The 17,947-nt window shown below is 45.6% G+C and carries 20 protein-coding genes; 15 read left to right on the top strand and 5 right to left on the bottom strand.

Annotated features, from left to right (window positions below; all coding sequences use genetic code 11):
• Nucleotides 1–4 precede the first annotated feature (4 nt).
• Genes IIB39_06705 through IIB39_06695 form a run of 3 tightly spaced genes read left to right on the top strand, consistent with a single transcriptional unit; the run spans nucleotide 5 to nucleotide 2,608 of the window.
• Nucleotides 5–991: a DNA-directed RNA polymerase subunit alpha gene (locus IIB39_06705; protein ID MCH8928392.1), complete on the top strand. Its 987-nt coding sequence runs from the start codon at nucleotides 5–7 to the stop codon at nucleotides 989–991.
• 2 nt (nucleotides 992–993) lie between these two features.
• Nucleotides 994–1,431, top strand: a complete 438-nt coding sequence (gene rplQ / locus IIB39_06700; GenBank protein ID MCH8928391.1) for a 50S ribosomal protein L17 — start codon at nucleotides 994–996, stop codon at nucleotides 1,429–1,431.
• 37 nt (nucleotides 1,432–1,468) lie between these two features.
• The gene (locus IIB39_06695; GenBank protein MCH8928390.1) at nucleotides 1,469–2,608 is read left to right on the top strand and encodes a family 10 glycosylhydrolase; all 1,140 of its coding nucleotides are present in this window, start codon (nucleotides 1,469–1,471) and stop codon (nucleotides 2,606–2,608) included.
• A 244-nt stretch (nucleotides 2,609–2,852) separates the two neighbouring features.
• Here IIB39_06695 and IIB39_06690 read toward each other — a convergent pair whose 3' ends face one another.
• The 4 genes from IIB39_06690 to IIB39_06675 all read right to left on the bottom strand — a co-directional run bounded on the left by IIB39_06690 (nucleotide 2,853) and on the right by IIB39_06675 (nucleotide 5,211).
• Nucleotides 2,853–3,215, bottom strand: coding sequence for an endonuclease domain-containing protein (locus IIB39_06690; protein ID MCH8928389.1), 363 nt, complete (start codon nucleotides 3,213–3,215; stop codon nucleotides 2,853–2,855).
• A 310-nt stretch (nucleotides 3,216–3,525) separates the two neighbouring features.
• On the bottom strand, nucleotides 3,526–3,885 hold the full coding sequence (locus IIB39_06685) for an endonuclease domain-containing protein (GenBank protein ID MCH8928388.1): 360 nt from the start codon (nucleotides 3,883–3,885) through the stop codon (nucleotides 3,526–3,528).
• A gap of 226 nt (nucleotides 3,886–4,111) precedes the next feature.
• A complete protein-coding gene (locus IIB39_06680; GenBank protein MCH8928387.1) occupies nucleotides 4,112–4,735 on the bottom strand; it encodes an ImmA/IrrE family metallo-endopeptidase in 624 nt (207 codons plus the stop codon).
• Entirely contained in the window at nucleotides 4,714–5,211 is a 498-nt protein-coding gene (locus tag IIB39_06675) for a hypothetical protein (GenBank protein ID MCH8928386.1), read from the bottom strand. Before IIB39_06675 ends, IIB39_06680 begins: the two co-directional genes overlap by 22 nt.
• Before the next feature lie 275 nt (nucleotides 5,212–5,486).
• Here IIB39_06675 and IIB39_06670 point away from each other — a divergent pair, with 275 nt between their 5' ends.
• From IIB39_06670 to IIB39_06615, 12 genes are all read left to right on the top strand, one after another.
• On the top strand, nucleotides 5,487–5,834 hold the full coding sequence (locus tag IIB39_06670; GenBank protein MCH8928385.1) for a hypothetical protein: 348 nt from the start codon (nucleotides 5,487–5,489) through the stop codon (nucleotides 5,832–5,834).
• Between the two features lie 15 nt (nucleotides 5,835–5,849).
• The gene (locus tag IIB39_06665; GenBank protein MCH8928384.1) at nucleotides 5,850–6,197 is read left to right on the top strand and encodes a hypothetical protein; all 348 of its coding nucleotides are present in this window, start codon (nucleotides 5,850–5,852) and stop codon (nucleotides 6,195–6,197) included.
• A gap of 115 nt (nucleotides 6,198–6,312) precedes the next feature.
• Nucleotides 6,313–6,648, top strand: coding sequence for a hypothetical protein (locus IIB39_06660; protein MCH8928383.1), 336 nt, complete (start codon nucleotides 6,313–6,315; stop codon nucleotides 6,646–6,648).
• Nucleotides 6,633–6,839, top strand: coding sequence for a hypothetical protein (locus IIB39_06655; GenBank protein MCH8928382.1), 207 nt, complete (start codon nucleotides 6,633–6,635; stop codon nucleotides 6,837–6,839). Before IIB39_06660 ends, IIB39_06655 begins: the two co-directional genes overlap by 16 nt.
• Nucleotides 6,840–7,012: 173 nt before the next feature.
• Nucleotides 7,013–7,318: a hypothetical protein gene (locus IIB39_06650; GenBank protein ID MCH8928381.1), complete on the top strand. Its 306-nt coding sequence runs from the start codon at nucleotides 7,013–7,015 to the stop codon at nucleotides 7,316–7,318.
• A gap of 32 nt (nucleotides 7,319–7,350) precedes the next feature.
• Entirely contained in the window at nucleotides 7,351–7,590 is a 240-nt protein-coding gene (locus IIB39_06645; GenBank protein MCH8928380.1) for a hypothetical protein, read from the top strand.
• A gap of 305 nt (nucleotides 7,591–7,895) precedes the next feature.
• Entirely contained in the window at nucleotides 7,896–9,110 is a 1,215-nt protein-coding gene (locus tag IIB39_06640) for a hypothetical protein (protein MCH8928379.1), read from the top strand.
• Nucleotides 9,111–9,870: 760 nt separating this feature from the next.
• A complete protein-coding gene (locus IIB39_06635) occupies nucleotides 9,871–11,841 on the top strand; it encodes a chloride channel protein (protein MCH8928378.1) in 1,971 nt (656 codons plus the stop codon).
• Nucleotides 11,842–12,643: 802 nt separating this feature from the next.
• Complete coding sequence (locus tag IIB39_06630; GenBank protein MCH8928377.1) at nucleotides 12,644–14,002, top strand: hypothetical protein; 1,359 nt, start codon at nucleotides 12,644–12,646, stop codon at nucleotides 14,000–14,002.
• Nucleotides 14,003–14,181: 179 nt separating this feature from the next.
• On the top strand, nucleotides 14,182–14,973 hold the full coding sequence (locus tag IIB39_06625; GenBank protein ID MCH8928376.1) for a hypothetical protein: 792 nt from the start codon (nucleotides 14,182–14,184) through the stop codon (nucleotides 14,971–14,973).
• A 2-nt stretch (nucleotides 14,974–14,975) separates the two neighbouring features.
• On the top strand, nucleotides 14,976–15,911 hold the full coding sequence (locus IIB39_06620; GenBank protein ID MCH8928375.1) for a phage major capsid protein: 936 nt from the start codon (nucleotides 14,976–14,978) through the stop codon (nucleotides 15,909–15,911).
• Between the two features lie 161 nt (nucleotides 15,912–16,072).
• Nucleotides 16,073–16,459: a hypothetical protein gene (locus tag IIB39_06615; protein MCH8928374.1), complete on the top strand. Its 387-nt coding sequence runs from the start codon at nucleotides 16,073–16,075 to the stop codon at nucleotides 16,457–16,459.
• A 681-nt stretch (nucleotides 16,460–17,140) separates the two neighbouring features.
• On the opposite strand, the gene IIB39_06610 is transcribed toward IIB39_06615, so the two are convergent.
• Nucleotides 17,141–17,611 (bottom strand): DUF4149 domain-containing protein, encoded by a 471-nt coding sequence (locus IIB39_06610; GenBank protein ID MCH8928373.1) that lies wholly within the window; start codon nucleotides 17,609–17,611, stop codon nucleotides 17,141–17,143.
• Nucleotides 17,612–17,947 lie beyond the last annotated feature (336 nt).

Raw genomic sequence — 17,947 nt, 5'->3', positions numbered from 1 at the left:
TATAATGAATAATATGACAGTAAAATTGCCCGAGGGCGTGCAGATAGACGAAAGTACATACTCCACAACAAAAGGGACTTTATTTCTCGGACCGCTGGAAAAAGGGTACGGCAAAACACTCGGCAATTCGCTCAGACGCGCATTGCTGAACTCTATTCCGGGATCAGCGATAATCTCCATAAAAATTGACGGTGTAAATCATGAATTTTCCACCATCACCGGCGTAGTTGAAGATGTGTCCGATTTCATTCTCAACCTGAAAGAGGTACGGCTGAAAATGCTCGAAGGAAACGTTGAAAAAGTCAGCATCGACGTAAAAGGGAAAGGAACTCTAACAGCGGGCGATATTATGAAAGGCTCCGCTAATATAGAAATTCTGAATCCCGATCTTCACCTTGCCACTCTAAATGAGGACGCGAACTTCACTCTCGAACTACGGATCGAAAGAGGCAGAGGATACGTTCCGGCAGACAAAAATAAGAAAGCTGAATCTCCAATCGGCACAATTTATATCGACTCGATTTTCACACCCGTTAAATTCGTGAAATATGAAGTCGAATCCGCAAGAGTCGAAGGTAAATCAGATTTCGAGAATCTCACGATTGACGTGGAAACGGACGGAAGTATAACTCCCGACGATGCGGTGAGCCATGCAGCAAAAGTTCTTCGCAATCATCTGAATCTGTTCATCACCTCGGAAATCGAAGATAAATTCGATGAACCGCGTGAAGAGGAAGAAGATATGGCTCGCACCAGGAAACAACTCCTGCGAAGCATAGACGAGCTGGAACTTTCTGTCAGATCGCACAATTGCCTTAAAGTGGCAGAGATAAATATTCTCGGAGATCTGGTTTCCAAGAGCGAACATGAAATGCTTAAATTTAAAAACTTCGGAAGAAAATCTCTCTTAGAACTCCAGCAAAAGCTGGGCGAGTTGGGACTTAATTTCGACATGGACGTTAATCGATACCTCGGAGATGACGACTTTTAATCATGAGACATCGGAATAAAAAGAAGAAACTCGGAAGGACACCCAGCCATCGGAGAGCGATGCTCAATAATATGGTCGCCTCTCTCTTTCTGCATAAAAAGATAAAGACGACACATCCGAAAGCGAAAGAAGCGAGAAGGCTGGCCGAACGACTTATCACTTTTGGGAAAAAGGGAACTCTCGCAGCGAGAAGGCACGTGCTGAGTTTTATTCCGAATAAGGATATAGTCAAAATGCTTTTTGACGAGATAGCGCCGCATTTTGCCGAACGACAGGGCGGATATACGCGCGTAATCAAACTCGGATTCCGTCAGGGTGACGGTGCGCCGTTGTCGATTCTTGAACTCGTTGATATGGAAAAGCCGGAACAGGAAGAGAAGAAATCGGAGAAGAAAGAAGGTATTAAAGATAAACTTAGAAAAGTCACAGCCGGAAAATAAGATTAAGTTCCGCCGTTTTCAAAAAGGCAGCATAGCTATGCTGCCTTTTCTATTTATCGCCATTCTAACGACAAACGCAGCCGCTCAACTACCGGATAACAACCATATCAAAGCGTTTTGGGTCATACGCGACAGGCTTGTCAGCAAAAAGAGCGTTACCGAGATAGTGGATACAGCGAGCAAATTCGGCTTCAATCACATCTTCGCGCAGGTGCGGGGGAGAGGTGACGCATATTACAACAGTCGCATCGTCGTCAAAGCTCCTCAGGTTCGCGGAAGGAATTTTGACCCGCTGAAAGAACTCATCACTCAGGCGCATAAGCAGAATATCAAAGTGCACGCATGGGTAAACGTATATCTGCTCTGGTCTTCCGACAAAAAACCGAAATCGAGAAAACATCTGCTGAACGTTCATCCCGAATGGACGGCTAAGGCGTACGGTGAAGTCATTGACGCGAAGAAGAGCCGGCGGCAGTTCCGACTGCAAGGTTCGGAGGGAGTATTTCTTGCTCCCGGTAATCCCGAAGTGGAAAAATATCTGCTGACCGTGTTCGATGAACTATTGGATAATTATCCTCTGGACGGTCTTCATCTCGATTATGTGCGGTATCCCGGCCCGGAATACGGCTATAATGAGGGAACGCTGAATAATTTCAGGATGGAGACAGGCGTTGACCCGGAGATTTTTATCGAAAACGGAAAAGAAATCAGCGAAATCATAGGCCCGGAAAGCGTTAAGGCGTTTCACAGGCAGTGGACCAGCTATAGACTCCGCAGCATCAGCTCACTCGTTGAGGGGATTCGGTCGCTCATAAATTCGTCGGGAAAAAACGTTCTTCTCACAGCCGCCGTGAAACCGAATCCGGTATCGGCAATAGACAGGAACTATCAGAATTGGGTCAAATGGATTCGGGAAGGCTCGCTGGATTACGCCGTTCCGATGAACTACAACGCCGACCTCACACAGTTTATGTCCAATGTGGAAGAGATTCTTAAAGTCGTCCCGCCGGATAAGCTCATCATGGGAATCGGAGCGTTTAATCAGAATCATTTCGATGTGGAAAGCAAAATCTATAAAACGAAATCGCGCGGTATAAACGATTTCATCTTCTTCTCTTATAACGAAATAGTCAAAGAACCCGAGTATATCAAAGCGATAGGCAGAGCGCTGGACTGATTCTTGTGCGGGTTAGGGCTTGCCCCGACCGCCGTGATTAAATGGTAAATTTCAATCTCCTCCCTGGAGGGAGGTATCACGAAGTGACAGAGGGTGTAATTCTGATTTTCTCTCCAAAATTATCATCACCGAGCGGTCACACACCCCGCTTGACATAGCTCAGGCATGGAAGGTGTGATCAGTCAGCAATCTCAATATATTTTCTGTTAGGATAGGTCACACTCCACCCTCAATGGAGGAGAATTTATAATTTATTCTCCTTAATCCAATTTTCAAGATAGATTATTACCCCATTAAGATTGTTTTTTACGTCTGAATCCATAAATAGCACTACTCTCAAAGATAATGACTCAATATAATTTTGTCTTATATTGTCTTCACTAATTTTATAGTTATGTGTGGCACCATCGACTTCAATCACTAGTTTCAGTTTTGCAGAATAAAAATCAACTATAAACTCGCCTATAGGTTTTTGTTGTGTAAAATGAAAATTCTTAAAATATTTATTTTTTCTAAGCTGATTCCATAGCATAGATTCACCGCGAGTTGGATTTTTTCTCATCTTTCTAGCAAGAGGAATTAGTTTGGGATTATATTTGATTATCATGTTATTTTTGAAAGGAGGATCAATCACACCCCTCGTCCGGCTAGCCGGACACTCCCCTCAAGGGGAGAGGATATAAATTTATTCACGCATCCTACCTCCTCCCTTGAGGGAGGTGTCACGAAGTGACGGAGGGTGTAATTCTGATTTTCTCTCAAAAATTATCATCACCGAACGGTCACACCCCCCGCTTGACATAGCTCAGGCAGGGAAGGTGTGATCAGTCAGCAATCTCAATATATTTTCTGTTAGGATAGGTCACACCCCCCGACTCCTACGGAGCCACCCCCCTCGAAGGGGGAGAAGGAGGATTTTATCCATGGTTCTTATCAATCCATTGTTTGATGGATGAGATAACACTATCTAAATTGTTTTTAACATCAGATTCTCTGAATCTTAATACAGTCAATGATATGGATTGAAGAAATTCTTGCCTAATTTTATCATCTTCAATTTTAAAGTCATGGGTAATACCATCAATTTCTATAACCAAATTCAATTTTGGGGCAAAAAAATCAACTATATAATTCCCTATAGGCTTCTGTCTTTTAAAAGCGTATCCCATTAGTTTTTTATTTTTAAGTACGTCCCACAAGTAAATTTCCGCTCTGGTTGAATTCTTCCTAAGTTTGTGGGAAATTGCTTTTAGTTTTGGATTATATTTGATTATCATGTTATTTTTGACGAGAGGATCAGTCACACCCCTCGTCCGGCTAGCCGGACACTCCCCTCAAGGGGAGAGGATATAAATTTATTCACGCATCCTATCTCCTCCCTTGAGGGAGGTGTCACGAAGTGACGGAGGGTGTGATCGGTCAGCAATCTCAATATATTTTCTGTTAGGATAGGTCATTCCTCTCAAGGAGAGAGGATATAAATTCTCCTTTTTCGGATAATCTTTACTCATCCCGGCTTTCTGTGCGGGCTTCGGTGAAGAGGATAACGCGGCGGAACTTCGTTCCGGGCGGGTCTTCTATATAATTCGCCCAGCATTCCATCTCGCTGTTGCGGCGGTGGAGCCGAGCGCGTTTCTTCAGGCAAATTTTCACGCTGTCGAATTCGTAATCATGTAGCGGAATAGAGCCTTGCCGGTTCATCAGAGGGGAGTTGACCCGTGTGGTCATATGGAAATTATCGAAGATGGTCATCACCGCTTCTCGATGTTTCAGGCATTGCCGGGCGATAACCTCGTGCGAGCAGTGGGGAAAGGATATTTTAAGTTCGGCTATAGGATCATACGCTTTTCCGCGAAGCTCAGCCGGATCAAGGAGAAGGTCTGCGGCGAAAAGGTTCGCTTCTTCTTCCTGCTCCCAGGTCTGCTTTTCGGTCTCGAAGTGATTCAAAGCGAAATGACCTATCTCATGGGCTACGGTAAAGTTCTGCCGTTCAGGTCGGTCGTTACTGTTGATGATGATGAGTTTGATTCCGCTTGAGACTGAGACACAACCGCGTAAGCCTTTGTCGAGATCAACCGCTAAGAGAGTAAAGCCGTACTCTTCGGCTATTTTGACCCCGAAATCCACTGCTCTTTGGCGTTTTCCCGGAATGAAAGGAGGATGTTGCGAATACTGCTTTCGGGTACATTGTCAAGTTTGCTACCGCGACTATATATACTGCGCAGAAACGCTTCGTCGTGCTCATCGAGGTTATCTAACTTCATATTTTTCTGAATATATTCCTCAACGGAGAGGGGAGCGCGGGCGTATGAAGGGTCGTGCACAATTCCGGTGCTATTAAAGCTTGAGATAAGCGTCTCTGAAAACCCTTGCGACAGAATATCATCGGATTTTATCTGAACTCCGAGCCAGCGACTCAATACCTGAGTTAGTTCAGTCAGAGATTGTGATTTCATTCGACTTCCGGTGACCCATGCACTCACCGCCTGCCGTGATTTTCCCATTTCGTCGGCGAGATTCTGCTGAGTTTTTTTCGCGAACCTTAGTATAAGTGACAGGTTTAAGCCTATAATATTCAATTGTTTAGAAGTATATTTAGTCATAAATGATTACATTATTATTGTAAAACAAGAATAATACTTGACATTATGTAAGGTTAACGTTACAATTGTGTATGATAACATTACATATACCTTTATTTAGTTACATATTAACGAACAGATGTAAAGTAATACATTTTCCCTCTATTTGCAAGCAATTTGGCGTAAGAGGTCCCGATGAACGGAATTGAACGGTTCGCATTAGACTTCTGGACTATCGCGGCTCCGCTGATTCTCGGCGTGTTCATCGGCATCAGGTTTCACTCGAAAAGGGAAGAATGAACCTCCCGCTCTCATACGAACGGTGGTTAGAAGAAATCCTGAGCGGAGATGCCGAACCGCCTGTTTCTCTGCTGAACTATCAACGGATGGGAGTCAGCAGAAGGATCGAATTTCTATCCGGATTGGGTTTTTCGGAACATTTCGCCGAGTCTATCAAAGATCTGATATTCGAAAGCGATGAGTTCGACCGCGCTATCTATAATTATGCCGATGGCTCTGAAGAGAGCGGAAATGCGAGAGCGCTGAAAGCGATGAACAGCGCGTGTGACAGCGTAATGTCCAATGCGGCCAACAAATTGGAGACGGTATTGGACAATATGCCTTCAGGCAGAAATAGATATTGAACATTCAGAAGACAGATGGGTAAACGGCCCGCTTCAATGTTCTACTGGATGGACTTCGACAGGGACACGAGAGCGTTATCCCTCAGAGCTGTGGGAGCGTGGATGCGGATTATGGGGCAATTGCATTTCTCAAATGATAGAGGTCGGAAACGACAATCGGTCAGGTCATGGGCAAACGTAACCGGATGCACTCCTTCGGAATTAGAGAAAATCATCTCGGAATTAAGAGAACATAATGTGGGAAAGTTTCGGTTTTACCACGGTCAACTCACCATTATTTCGCGCAGAATGATCAGGGAAGAAGAACAGCGAGAGAATGAGAACGAGCGGGTCAGGCGATTCAGACTCAGAGGTAAGCAATGAAATATCAACACCTTACAAGATATTATGGTAACGGCCGCGTAACGCAGATGAAACGCCGATGTAACAGTCTCTTTCAGCTTCAAGTTCAGCTTCTAAAAAGAGAGAGCTCGTGAGTATGGAAATAAAGGTAGCGCGGCAGGTGCGCGATCTGTTCTACACGTATGGGGTGACTTTTAAATTCGGAGCAGCTCACATTCTCGCTGAGAACAGAGAACGGGCAAGAGTTTACACTGACTTATTGGACAAGTTTAAAAGCGATATAGTCGCGGAGGCGATAACCGACGCGTGTCTTGAATCGCCGCGAAAGATGCCGGCCGCTTACGCAATCGTGAGCCATTGCCGGCGGCTGCGGGCGAAACGAAACAGCATACTATTAGCCGCCGGAGAACAGAGAGGAATGGACGAGACGCACAAATTTAATTTTGAATTGGGGGAATGGCTGCCGAAATGACCGCTATCGAGCAAATCCACTTTGAGAACGTGAAACGGCTCTGGAAAGAGGACGGCGAACACTCGAATTGGACTTTAGATAACGAAGATTACCATTGCAAAGTTCGAAAGGGGATATTCCAATGGTTCGAGTTTCGGCTGCGCCACGGCTGGCTTTTTATCCCAAAGGAAGATATTATAAAACAGATATAACTAACTACCACTCACGGTGTTACGCTATATAGATAAAGCTAAATAATAAATGAATAATGCGGTCAGGGCCACCGCCATTGGCGGGGCAGGCAAGCCCTAACCCGCACTCAGAGAAGTGACCACTCACGGAACTTCGTTCAACGTCCCGGCACAGCCGGAAAGGAGGAAGTCCGATGTCACTACATTTCATAACCGAAAAACAGAATTATACCACAGCGTTAGCCGAATCGGAATCGGCAAACCGATTTTACAAATTAATGACGAAACATCTGTGCGAATTCATCAATAACGCACGAAAACTCACCGAACGGCAGGTAGAGATATTTCTGCTGCGCGCCAAAGGATTCACATTCGAGGAGATAGGCGAAATGCTCGGCGTCAGAAAGCAGACCGTCCACGAGTCATTTCAAAAAACGATAGAGACTTTGAAGGTAGGCGAAACCGGGATGTTCGAGCCTGACAGCGAAGAAGAATTATAGGCGGGGGACTCATCTAACAGAAGGAATTTAGTATGATTACAATTATCGGATATCTGCTCTCCGCGGGATTGATAGCGGCGGGTGTTTTCAAATGGAAACAGATCAGGAACGTAATCAAAGAGGCGAAAGAGCTTTTCGGCAAGGTTAAGATCGCCAAGGCAGGCGAGTCGGAAGGCGGGAGAACTATAACTGCCAACGAGTGGCGGGAGATAGCGGAAGAATCACTCGATCTTTTGAAAGCGGTTCTCGAATGGTGGAAGTTTAAGAAATAAAAAATAATATTAGTCATCGCGAGGAGTCTAAGACGACGCGGCAATCTCGGAAATATTCTATCAGGATAAATCCTTATTCGCTCTTAAATGGAAAACCACCCCTCAGTCCCCTCCTTAGAAAGGAGGGGAAGAATAACTTACGTTCAGGCTAAATCCTGACCCGCACGATTTAACTCTCCCCTTGAGGGGAGTACCTCGCAGAGGGGAGGGGTGTAATCCTGAAAAATCGAAATATTGGAATATGTTTCGATATCACACGCTCCGACTCCTGAGGAGCCACCCCCCTCAATTGGGGAGATTTGTTTATGCTATATTACAAACCTCATAAAGGACAGAAGCGTCTCCGGAAATCGTTAGCCCGGTTCCGCGTTGCCGTAATGGGGAGGCGTTGGGGGAAGACAACATTCGCCGTCCACGAGCTGTTCGAAGCTGCCCAACGAGTACCGGGAGTTTACTGGTGGGTGGGTCCCGATTACGAGGCGGTAGAAAAAGGCTGGTGGATTCTCACGAGCAGCGTTCCTGAAGAACTGATATTCAAACAGCGGCTAACAACACCCAAATTTCTTACTTTGGAAAACGGGAGCAGGATTTATTTTCGCACAGGAAGTAATCCAAACAGTCTGCGGGGCGAAGGGCTGACAGGGCTGGTCATGGACGAGGCGGCTCTCATTGACAAGAACGCCTGGGATTACGTGCTGCGACCATCTTTAGCGGATCACGAGGGATGGGCGCTCTTCATCGGAACGCCACTGGGGAATCAGAGCTGGTTCAATGACCTCTATCTTCACGGGAAGTCCGAAGACGAGGAATGGTCAGATTGGGAAAGTTTTAACGCTCCCACATCCGAAAATCCGTATGTCAAAAAGGAGGAGCTGGAGCGGATTAAGAAGCAGATGTCGGAAGAGACTTTCCGGCAGGAATTCCTCGCAGAGTTTCTTGATGATTCGGGGAGTGTGTTCCGCAACATCCGCGAGTGCGTTATGGGAGATTTTGAGCCGCCGGAGTTCGGAAAAAAGTACGTCATGGGAGTTGACCTGGCCAAACATGAGGATTACACGGTCATCACGGTTCTGAATCACGCGGGGCATCTCGTTCATTTCGACAGATTCAACAGGCTGGACTACACATTCCAAAAGGCGAGGATAGTAAACATCGCCCGGCGTTACAGCGCGCAGGTGCTTATGGATGTAACAGGCGTGGGCGACCCGATCTATGACGACCTTGTGCATAAGATCCGCGTTCTTCCGTATCTGTTTACAAATGAGAGCAAACGGAAACTTATAATCAATCTGTCAATAGGTATTGATAAGAAGAGCGTCACTTTTCCCGTGCAAGCGGAACTTCAGAACGAACTTGAAAAGTTCGGGTATCAGATCTCGCCACACGGGAATATCAGATACGGAGCGTCGTCGGGTTTCCACGACGACTGTGTGATCTCGCTTGCGCTGGCTTTCTGGCAGCTCTCGCACCGGTGGAGTATAAAGCACAGAGGGAGCGAAGCGGCGAGTAAGATTTATTAGGGGGATATTTCAATCGTGCATTTCAATATTGAAATTACTTCGCTCGCATAAATGTTCATTCGCATAGACCTGCTGTCGGGGCAAGCCCCAACCAGCACGTCTTTGCCAGAAGGGTAACGACGAGGCGATCTACTAACCTTTAATAGTGATCGTGTGATGTCCTTTATACACCCCAGCCTTTTGTTATAAGATTTCCAAAGGATCGGCTACCCCTCTTGATAGAGGGGGAATATAATCTCTCCCCTTGAGGGGAGTACCTCGCAGAGGGGAGGGGTGTGACCGACACCGGCAGGAAAGAAACTGAGATAGAAGTAAGATCACACCCTCCGTCACTACGTGACACCTCCCTCGAGGGAGGAGGTTATCTTCCACCTGAAAAATCTTGTTTATTAGGAGAGAAGCGATCAAGAACGGTCAGGATCGCCTCCTTTGGTGGGACAAGCGAGTTGTTAAATAATTGATCGTTTTATGAAGCACAGATATTGTGTTTTGAAACTCATATGTTTCTTGGACATTGAGCAAAGTTGATACGGAAGATCTGAGAATAATAGGAGTTGAAACCCAGAAAAGTATCTCTTAACTTAAAATAAATATATGTGTAGAGCCATTGAAAACGTACGGGGACGAGTTACCTATTATTCATTTTTCTAAGATGAAAGAAAACATTTACAAGGTTCGCCGTTATGTTGATTGGTAGAATTTGATTTACTCTTATATTCAAAACACCCTCCATCGAATAAAGTCTTTCGATCAACTATTTTTGATCCTAGCTGCGGTCATTATTGGCGTGGCAACCGGCTATATTTCTATTGGATTCAGGATTCTTATTGATTTATTCAGAACAATACTTTGGGGTCAAGGTCCGTTTATAGACGTAATACGTTCATCACCTCTTTATTTAAAGATTGCTATTCCGGCTATTGTTGGAATTATTGTGGCATTCATTGTTTCTCGCTCAGCCAAAGAAGCAAAGGGACACGGCGTTCCGGAAGTTATAGATGCCGTGGCAACGAAAAATGGCTTTATCAGGATGAGAATAGTTATGGTAAAAGCCGTAGTATCCGCTCTCTCAATAGGATCCGGAGCGGCTGTTGGTCGAGAAGGACCAATAATTCAAATCGGAGCAGCATTTGGATCATCATTCGGTCAGCTGTTCCAGGTGTCAACTCGAAAAATGAAGATCTTCATAGGTTGTGGCGCAGCAGCGGGAATAGCCGCAACCTTTAATGCTCCTATCGCCGGAGCTATCTTTGCGAGTGAAGTCATTCTTGGAGATTTCAGTGTCGCAGCAATTGGCCCGATCATCATCGCTTCCGTATTCGGAACAATAGTATCAAGAAGTTATTACGGTGATTTCCCCGCATTTGTTCCACCAGATTATTTATTGAATTCTCCCTTTGAAATACTGTTTTACATTTTACTTGGTATCACAGCGGGGTTAATCGGCTGGCTGTTCGTTCGGAGCTTGTATATTTCTGAGGATTTATTTGATAAGTGGAATATCCCGATTGCTATCAAGGCTCTTATCGGTGGCGGCATTTTAGGACTCACGGCATTATTCATGCCGGAGGTCTTAGGTGTGGGGTATGAGTCCATGGAACTTGTGTTGAATGGCAATATCACATATTTTCTCGCCGGCGCGTTGTTATTCGGTAAGATATTCGCCACCAGCCTTTCCTTGGGATTCGGGGCTTCCGGTGGCATTTTTGCACCCTCACTTTTCATTGGATCTATGCTTGGAGGATTCTTAGGTAGTATTTTCCATTCATATTACCCTGATATCGCCGCATCTTCAGGGGCATACGCTTTGGTTGGAATGGCGGCTTTGGTTGCTGCTACAACACAAGCGCCCATCACAGCGATTCTTATAATTTTTGAAATGACATCCGATTATGAGATTATACTTCCGCTCATGATTTCAAGTATTATTGCTACTATCATCACTACCCGGATGCTTGATGGTAATATATATACTATCAAATTAAAACGACGCGGTGTTGATATTCATGGCGGGACAGCAATTAATGTTTTGGATAAGTTGCGAGTAGAAAATATAAAGCAACAACTTTTGGAAATCGTTCGGGAAGATGCGCCTTTCGAAGAGCTACTTAAGAGGATGTCACGAAGTAATCACTTTGTATTTTATGTGTGTGATGAGAATAAGAAACTGACCGGGATTATCACGCAAGGCATGGTAAGGCGTTTTTTGAATCGATTGGAGGAAATCCCGGACACAACAGTAGCCAAGGACGTTTATAACGCAAACTTCCCAAAAATCAATGACCACGTCCCTATTCATGAGGTCTTACGGCTCATGTTAGATTCCGATTTAATGGCAATCCCCGTGGTGAATAATGAGGGGAAATTAACAGGACAAGTATTGCGTCAAGATATTTTGCGGGAATACCAGGAAATGCTTATTCAATCACAGAGTACAAGCCATTTGGCTTCCTCAATGAAATATGTGCATCAATATGCTCATGAAAAAACGGAGGTTATTCCCGGTTTTCTAATGGCAAGAATCAATACGCCAACAGAATTTGTTAATAAATCTATTCAGGATTTAAGAATTCGCAGTAAATATAATGTTCAGGTACTGCTGATAAGGAAGGCGAATAACGACGGATTTATCGACGAAATGCCGACACCTTCAACTATTATGAATCTCAATGATCAGTTGCTCCTTTTCGGAAGAAGAAGGGATGTTGAAACAATCTGTAACCTAACCTAATTATATTAAGGGTTATGAAATGCGAACAAAACATTTATCAATTACAATTAGAATTCAGAAGCGGCTAACCCCCAAGTGCTGTCAGAACCACCGTCTTTGGCGGGACAGGTAAATCCTGACTCGCATATAATAGACCCCCCCCCCGCATACTGCGGGACTGCGCCTTTATCCCCTCCTTAGAAAGGAGGGGAATATAATCTCTCCCCTTGAGGGGAGTACCTCGCAGAGGGGAGGGGTGTGATAGTCCGATGCAGGAGAATATTGAGTGAATTTCAGAATCACACCTCGGGCTATTTAACAACACCTCCCTCGAGGGAGGAGGTTATCTGCCACCTGAAAAATCTCGTTTATTAGGAGAGAATATTCTTAGAGCAGTCAGATAAATCCTGACTCGTACTTAATGAAAACCACCCCTTTATCCCCTCCTTAGAAAGGAGGGGAATATAATCTCTCCCCTTGAGGGGAGTACCTCGCAGAGGGGAGGGGTGTGATCATCCGATGCAGGAGAATATTGAGTGAATTTCAGAATCACACCTCGGGCTATTTAACAACACCTCCCTCGAGGGAGGAGGTTATCTGCCATCTGATAATTCTCGTTTATTAGGAAAGAATATTCTTAGAACAGTCAGATAAATCCTGACTCGTACTTAATGTGAACCACCCCTTTATCCCCTCCTTAGAAAGGAGGGGAACTTATGTATCACACTTTCCACCTGACAAATTCGGCATATAGGAGAGGAATAATCAAGTGCAGTCAGGGCAAGCCCTAACCCGCACAATAATTGAAATATGAGGAAATAATATGGCTATAAACAATGCGACACTCAAAAAGACACACAGCGATTACGACGCTAACAGCAGGTTCTGGGATTTTTTCTGGCAATCGTACGAGGGCGGAGCGGACTACATAACAGGGGGCAACCTGATTCAGCATCCGCGGGAAGACACGGCTGTCTATCAGCGGCGGCAGGAGCGGGCGTTTTATGTTAATTATTGCGGCGCCATAATCGATACGTATATCGCTCATCTGAACAAGCAGGCGCCTATCGTGGATGTACCGAAACCGGCGGGCGCGTGGGCGGAATTCACGGCTGATGTGAACAATCGGAACGATTCTCTGTCCGAATTCAGGCGTGAGGTGCAGGCGGCGGCGATGGCTCTCGGGCAAACATTTATAGTCGTGGACAAGCCGAACAGCGATACGATTTCATTAGCGGACGAGATAGAATCCGGTTCGCCTTTCTTCATTCATTATTATCCGTGGGACGTTGTGGATTGGGAATTGGATGAATACGGTATGCCTTATTGGGTGAAGCTGAAAGAGATTGACAGAAGTGTTTCTTCCGACCCGTTCGAGGAAAGCGGTGGCGATAAAATTCGTTATAAAATCTGGTTCCGCGACAGGTGGACACTTATTAATTCGGACGGAAAAAGTATCGCCTCAGGGGATAATCCGTTAGGTGAAGTTCCTATCGTGCCTGTTCTGAACAGGAAGAAGAAAAACAGTCCGTTCTCAGGAATCAGCGCGCTGAACGACATTGCGTACTTGAACAAACGGATTTTCAATCTCGGTTCGCTCATTGACCAATTCGCATTTAACGCCGCGTTTCCCATGCTGCGGAATCCGCAGGTGCCGGGCGGAGAGAGCGGAGACATTTCCGTTTCGGAGCGGACGATCTTCGAATATCCCGACAGCGCGAGTCATCCGCCCGAATGGATGAGCCCGCCCACGGAGCCGTTGAAATTTCTCTCGGAAGAGATAGGTTCAACCATCAAAGAGATACAGCGGTTGGCGCGGTTGGAGGCGGGTTTCGATCTGAAACCGTCCCAACAGCAAAGCGGCGTGAGCAAAGCGTTCGACTGGCTTTCTACCTCAACCGTATTAGCGGAAAAAGCGGATAATTTTGAGGAAGCGGAACGGAACGCCGTTCGGCTCTGGCTCAAATGGCAGGGGATGGAAGACGCTCCGTTCACGGTGGATTATCCCGATGAGTTCGATGTTAAGACTTTAGGTCAGGAGATAGAGGAAGCGGCGCAGCTGAAGTCGCTGATGGTTTCGCCTACATTCGAGGCAGAGCTGATGAAACGGCTTGCGAAGAAAGCGCTCCCGAAAGTTAGCGCGGAAAAGGCTAAAGATATTGAGGATGAAATAGCGGGGTGAGATAATTAAGGAACCCCCAGCATACTGCGGGACTTCGCCTCAATCCCCTCCTTAAAAAGGAGGGGAAGAATCGAGATTGCCGCGTTTCGCTCGCAATGACGATATTGTATTTTAAACTCTCTATTATTGATACCTGACAGCATCGGATTATTTAGGGAAACAGAGGAGAAATACGTTAATTGAACATTCTTAGAATGAGCCCGGAAAGCGAATCGGCGGGAAGCAGCGGGGGAGAAACAGCCGGGGAGAATAATTCGGAATTAGCCGAGTCCAATAAAACGGAAGAGAAAATCACGATGACGCAGGAGCAGTTTGACGAAAAAATCGCTTCACGATTAAACCGTCAAGCGAAAAAACTGAAAGAAGAATACACCGTTCAGAAATCGGAATTAGAAGCAAAAATAACCGAGCTGAACGAAGAACTCGCTTCATTTCCGACGGAAGAAAACGAAGTTGTGGATAAACTGAAAGTCGAATATGAAAGCGCTATCAAGAAGCAATCTGAAGAGACAAAAAACGCCAAGCTGGAACTTGAGCGGCTCCGGAATTCCAACCGGGAGTCAAAGAAGCGGAACGAAGTCGTGAGCAAGTTAGCGGAGGCAAACGCTATCTCGCCCAACGATATCTGGCTCATATTGCAGTCAAGCGGGATGATAGGGCTGAGTGAAGATGGAGATGTGATACCTCTGAATTCTACATCCGGAGAACCGCTGCTCTCAGGCGACGGGAAGCCGATGGACTTAAAAACTTTTATCGAGGGCTATCTTTCCGAGCGTCCTCATTACGTCAGCAGTTCCGGGAACCGCGGTTCCGGCGGGAAAGGCGGACGGGCTACGCCGGCAAAAGGCGGAAGCATCGCAAAGGATATCAGCGGTGTTTATTCCGATGGCGGTTTCCAGCAGATCGAAGCCGACATGCAGAGCAAGGGGAAACTCTGGCACGGGGGTAAAATTCCAGAATGGGATAAATAATTATGGCATCATTGACAATGGCGCAGGCTGCGCTATTAACTCAGAACCAGCTAATACAGGGAGTAGCGAAGCACATCCTCACGGTTGACCTCTTCGCAAACACTCTTCCGTTCGTCCCCACGAACGCAAAAACGCTGGTCATCAACAGGGAGCTGACCGAATCGGGAAGCGCATTCGTTGATATAAACAGCAATACAAATTCCACCGGGGCAACAGTGACTCAGGATACCTACCCGTTAGGCAGGATCGTGGGAGATGTTGAAGTGGATGATTTCGAACAGGTGGCGATGTCCAGCATAAACGATCAGATGGGACTTCAAACCGAACTGAAATCAAAAGCAATCGGCAGGAAGTGGAAAGACGCTATCATCACAGGGACGGGAACATTTCCGCAGTTTTCGGGAATCTCCAGCCTTGTTGACGCATCGCAGGTTATTGAAGCGAGCTCCACGACCTCCGGCGGTTCGCTGACGCTTGCGTTGCTCGATCAACTGATAGATCAGGTGACGGCAAGAGACGGCGAGGTTGATTTCATCCTGATGAACGCAACTATGAGACGGAAGTTCAGAGCTCTCGTTCGCGCTCAGGGATTCAGCAACGAAGAAGTGGAACTCGGATTCCTCGACCCGATAACGGGCGCAAGGGGAACTCAGAAAATTCACTCTTACGACGGGATTCCGATTTTCAGGAACGACTTCATCGGTACTGAAACGGTGAACAACGGTTCGGGCAAACATCGCATTTATGCGGGAGTTTACGGCGAAGGAGAAGGACTCGTGGGTCTTTCGCCTTCCGACCACGACCCGGGAATTCGGGTGAGCGTTCCGTTCCTTTCGGAGACGAAAGACGCTACGCTTCGGCGAGTTAAGATGTACACAGGGCTTGCGCTCTATTCTAAGAAAGCGCTTGCGAAACTGAGTAATCTCTCGGCGGCGTAATCCGGATAGGCAGATAGTGAGTAGAGGAAGCCCCGTCTTAATTGATGGGGCTTTTTTTATGATAAAACAAAAATACTTAAAATACCTCTTGACATTACGTAAATCACATAGTATTCTTAGGCATAATTAGCAAGTATAGCTATTATAAGGAGCATAAACGAATGATACCAATTGAAATATCTCAAGAAGTTTGGGATGAAATGGTTAAAGTAGGTAAATTTGGAGATACTGCAGATGATGTGCTCAGAAAAGTATTTAATTTGAGTCCTGCAACTAAACCTGAGGTTAAACAAATGTCGAATGAAAGAAAACTTCCCCCTGATGGTACAAAATGTAAGATGATGTACAAAAGAATCAGATATGATGGATATATTAGGGGGGATTCAGTAATTGTTGAGAATAAGGGAACCGGTACCTCATTGTCTAGTGCTTCATATTTAATTACTCAAAACTATAGAAATGGATGGAGGGATTGGTATTTTCAACTACCTGGAGAAACAGAATGGATATTCGCAAATGACTGGCGGAAAAAACATTCCACTCAGTAATCTCTCGGCGGCGTAAACCGGATTGATAGATAAGAAGTACATGAAGCCCCCAAAGGGGGCTTCTTTCGTTTTGCGTAGTCAGTATTCGCCGCCATTGGCGGGATCGAAAAATCCTAATTATAGCACGAGCTATTCGTCATTCTGAGCGCCTGCCCGACAGATGTCAGGCGGGTAGCGAAAGAATCTCAGACTTTCCTCATAAAGTAATATTTGGATACCTAAATTAGGACACACCCCGTCTTTTGTCCCGAATAATCGGGAGAGGGTATGATTCTGCAATAGTGGATATTTATTTTTATTAGGTTAAGTCACACCCCTCGTCCATCAGATGACGGACACTCCCCTCAAGGGGAGAGGGATATTATGTGCGGTCAGGGCCACCGCCATTGGCGGGACAGGCAAGCCCTAACCCGCACTTCGTGAACCACCCCCCGCATACTGTGGGACTGCGCCTTAATCCCATCCTTAAAACAGTAGGGGAAAATAGAGATTGCCGCGTCGTCTGCGACTCCTCGCAATGACGGACGATTTATTTTGCGGTCAGGGCCACCGCCATTGGCGGGACAGGCAAGCCCTAACCCGCACTTCGTGAACCACCCCTTCTTTCGGCTTCGCCAAAATTCACCCCTCCTTAAAAAGGAGGGGAAAACCCTAACCCGCACATAATTTCTATCAACAGTTTCAGATAATCAGCGCTACAAAAAACAGAACTAATATTCCTAATGACATATTGATCTTCGCAAGAAGCGGTAACCGTTTCTGCAATTTCATAAACTCAGGCGTAGGAGCAGCTCCTTCGGACGGGGCTAATTTCTTGAATTTCGGATATAACAAAAAAGTTATGTAAAGCCCGATAGTTATCATCAATGCGATGGTGATCAATTTCAGAGTGAGAAAAGTCCCGTAATCTGTTGAAAAATCGAAAACCGCATCGGTGTTTAGTTGCATCACGCCCGTGATAATAAGCAATCCCACACTTGTCCAACCAAGTATCGGGAATCGTTTTCCGTTTTCCCGCATCAAATGTCCTGCCGCGGGAGGTTCAACTGTTTTAAGCATTGGCATAAATACTAAATTGATGTAAATCATTCCTCCTAACCACGCGCTTGCGGCGAGAAGATGTACAAAAGTTGCTATTGATAAAAGATCCATATTTTATCCTTCTGATTTTAATTGATAAAAGTAATACACATTATCTGTGTAAGATTGAAATTACCGCTACAATGAGCATTTCAGTTATTCTATGTACTCCACTATTGCATTAAATACAAAGCGTTTTTTCCATTTACTTGACTTTTCATATTGAGGGCTATAGCTTACCAAATAATCTTATAATTACCTGAAAAGTTTTATATGAGAATGAAACGCAGCCATATAGCTTCTGTCATAATCGCACTGCTTTTTTCATATTCATCTGCGCAGAGCCAAATGACTACAGCGGAGAAAGCGCTTGAATTTGAGCAGAGCGTTATTCCGCATCTGAAAATT

This window comes from Candidatus Neomarinimicrobiota bacterium (assembly GCA_022573815.1).
Classification (GTDB): Bacteria; Fidelibacterota; SORT01; order SORT01; family SORT01; genus JACZTG01.
Note: the sequence above shows the minus strand (reverse complement) of the source record. Positions and strands in the feature narration are given on the sequence as shown.

Excerpts from the sequence above, each read along its gene's own strand:
- IIB39_06610 (MCH8928373.1), bottom strand. The coding sequence starts at position 17,611 with ATGGATCTTTTATCAATAGCAACTTTTGTACATCTTCTCGCCGCAAGC.
- IIB39_06615 (MCH8928374.1), top strand. The coding sequence starts at position 16,073 with ATGATACCAATTGAAATATCTCAAGAAGTTTGGGATGAAATGGTTAAA.
- IIB39_06670 (MCH8928385.1), top strand. The coding sequence starts at position 5,487 with ATGAACCTCCCGCTCTCATACGAACGGTGGTTAGAAGAAATCCTGAGC.
- IIB39_06695 (MCH8928390.1), top strand. The coding sequence starts at position 1,469 with ATGCTGCCTTTTCTATTTATCGCCATTCTAACGACAAACGCAGCCGCT.
- IIB39_06655 (MCH8928382.1), top strand. The coding sequence starts at position 6,633 with ATGGCTGCCGAAATGACCGCTATCGAGCAAATCCACTTTGAGAACGTG.
- IIB39_06705 (MCH8928392.1), top strand. The coding sequence starts at position 5 with ATGAATAATATGACAGTAAAATTGCCCGAGGGCGTGCAGATAGACGAA.
- IIB39_06620 (MCH8928375.1), top strand. The coding sequence starts at position 14,976 with ATGGCATCATTGACAATGGCGCAGGCTGCGCTATTAACTCAGAACCAG.
- IIB39_06645 (MCH8928380.1), top strand. The coding sequence starts at position 7,351 with ATGATTACAATTATCGGATATCTGCTCTCCGCGGGATTGATAGCGGCG.
- IIB39_06660 (MCH8928383.1), top strand. The coding sequence starts at position 6,313 with ATGGAAATAAAGGTAGCGCGGCAGGTGCGCGATCTGTTCTACACGTAT.
- IIB39_06640 (MCH8928379.1), top strand. The coding sequence starts at position 7,896 with ATGCTATATTACAAACCTCATAAAGGACAGAAGCGTCTCCGGAAATCG.
- IIB39_06685 (MCH8928388.1), bottom strand. The coding sequence starts at position 3,885 with ATGATAATCAAATATAATCCAAAACTAAAAGCAATTTCCCACAAACTT.
- IIB39_06675 (MCH8928386.1), bottom strand. The coding sequence starts at position 5,211 with ATGACTAAATATACTTCTAAACAATTGAATATTATAGGCTTAAACCTG.
- rplQ (MCH8928391.1), top strand. The coding sequence starts at position 994 with ATGAGACATCGGAATAAAAAGAAGAAACTCGGAAGGACACCCAGCCAT.
- IIB39_06665 (MCH8928384.1), top strand. The coding sequence starts at position 5,850 with ATGGGTAAACGGCCCGCTTCAATGTTCTACTGGATGGACTTCGACAGG.
- IIB39_06650 (MCH8928381.1), top strand. The coding sequence starts at position 7,013 with ATGTCACTACATTTCATAACCGAAAAACAGAATTATACCACAGCGTTA.
- IIB39_06630 (MCH8928377.1), top strand. The coding sequence starts at position 12,644 with ATGGCTATAAACAATGCGACACTCAAAAAGACACACAGCGATTACGAC.
- IIB39_06690 (MCH8928389.1), bottom strand. The coding sequence starts at position 3,215 with ATGATAATCAAATATAATCCCAAACTAATTCCTCTTGCTAGAAAGATG.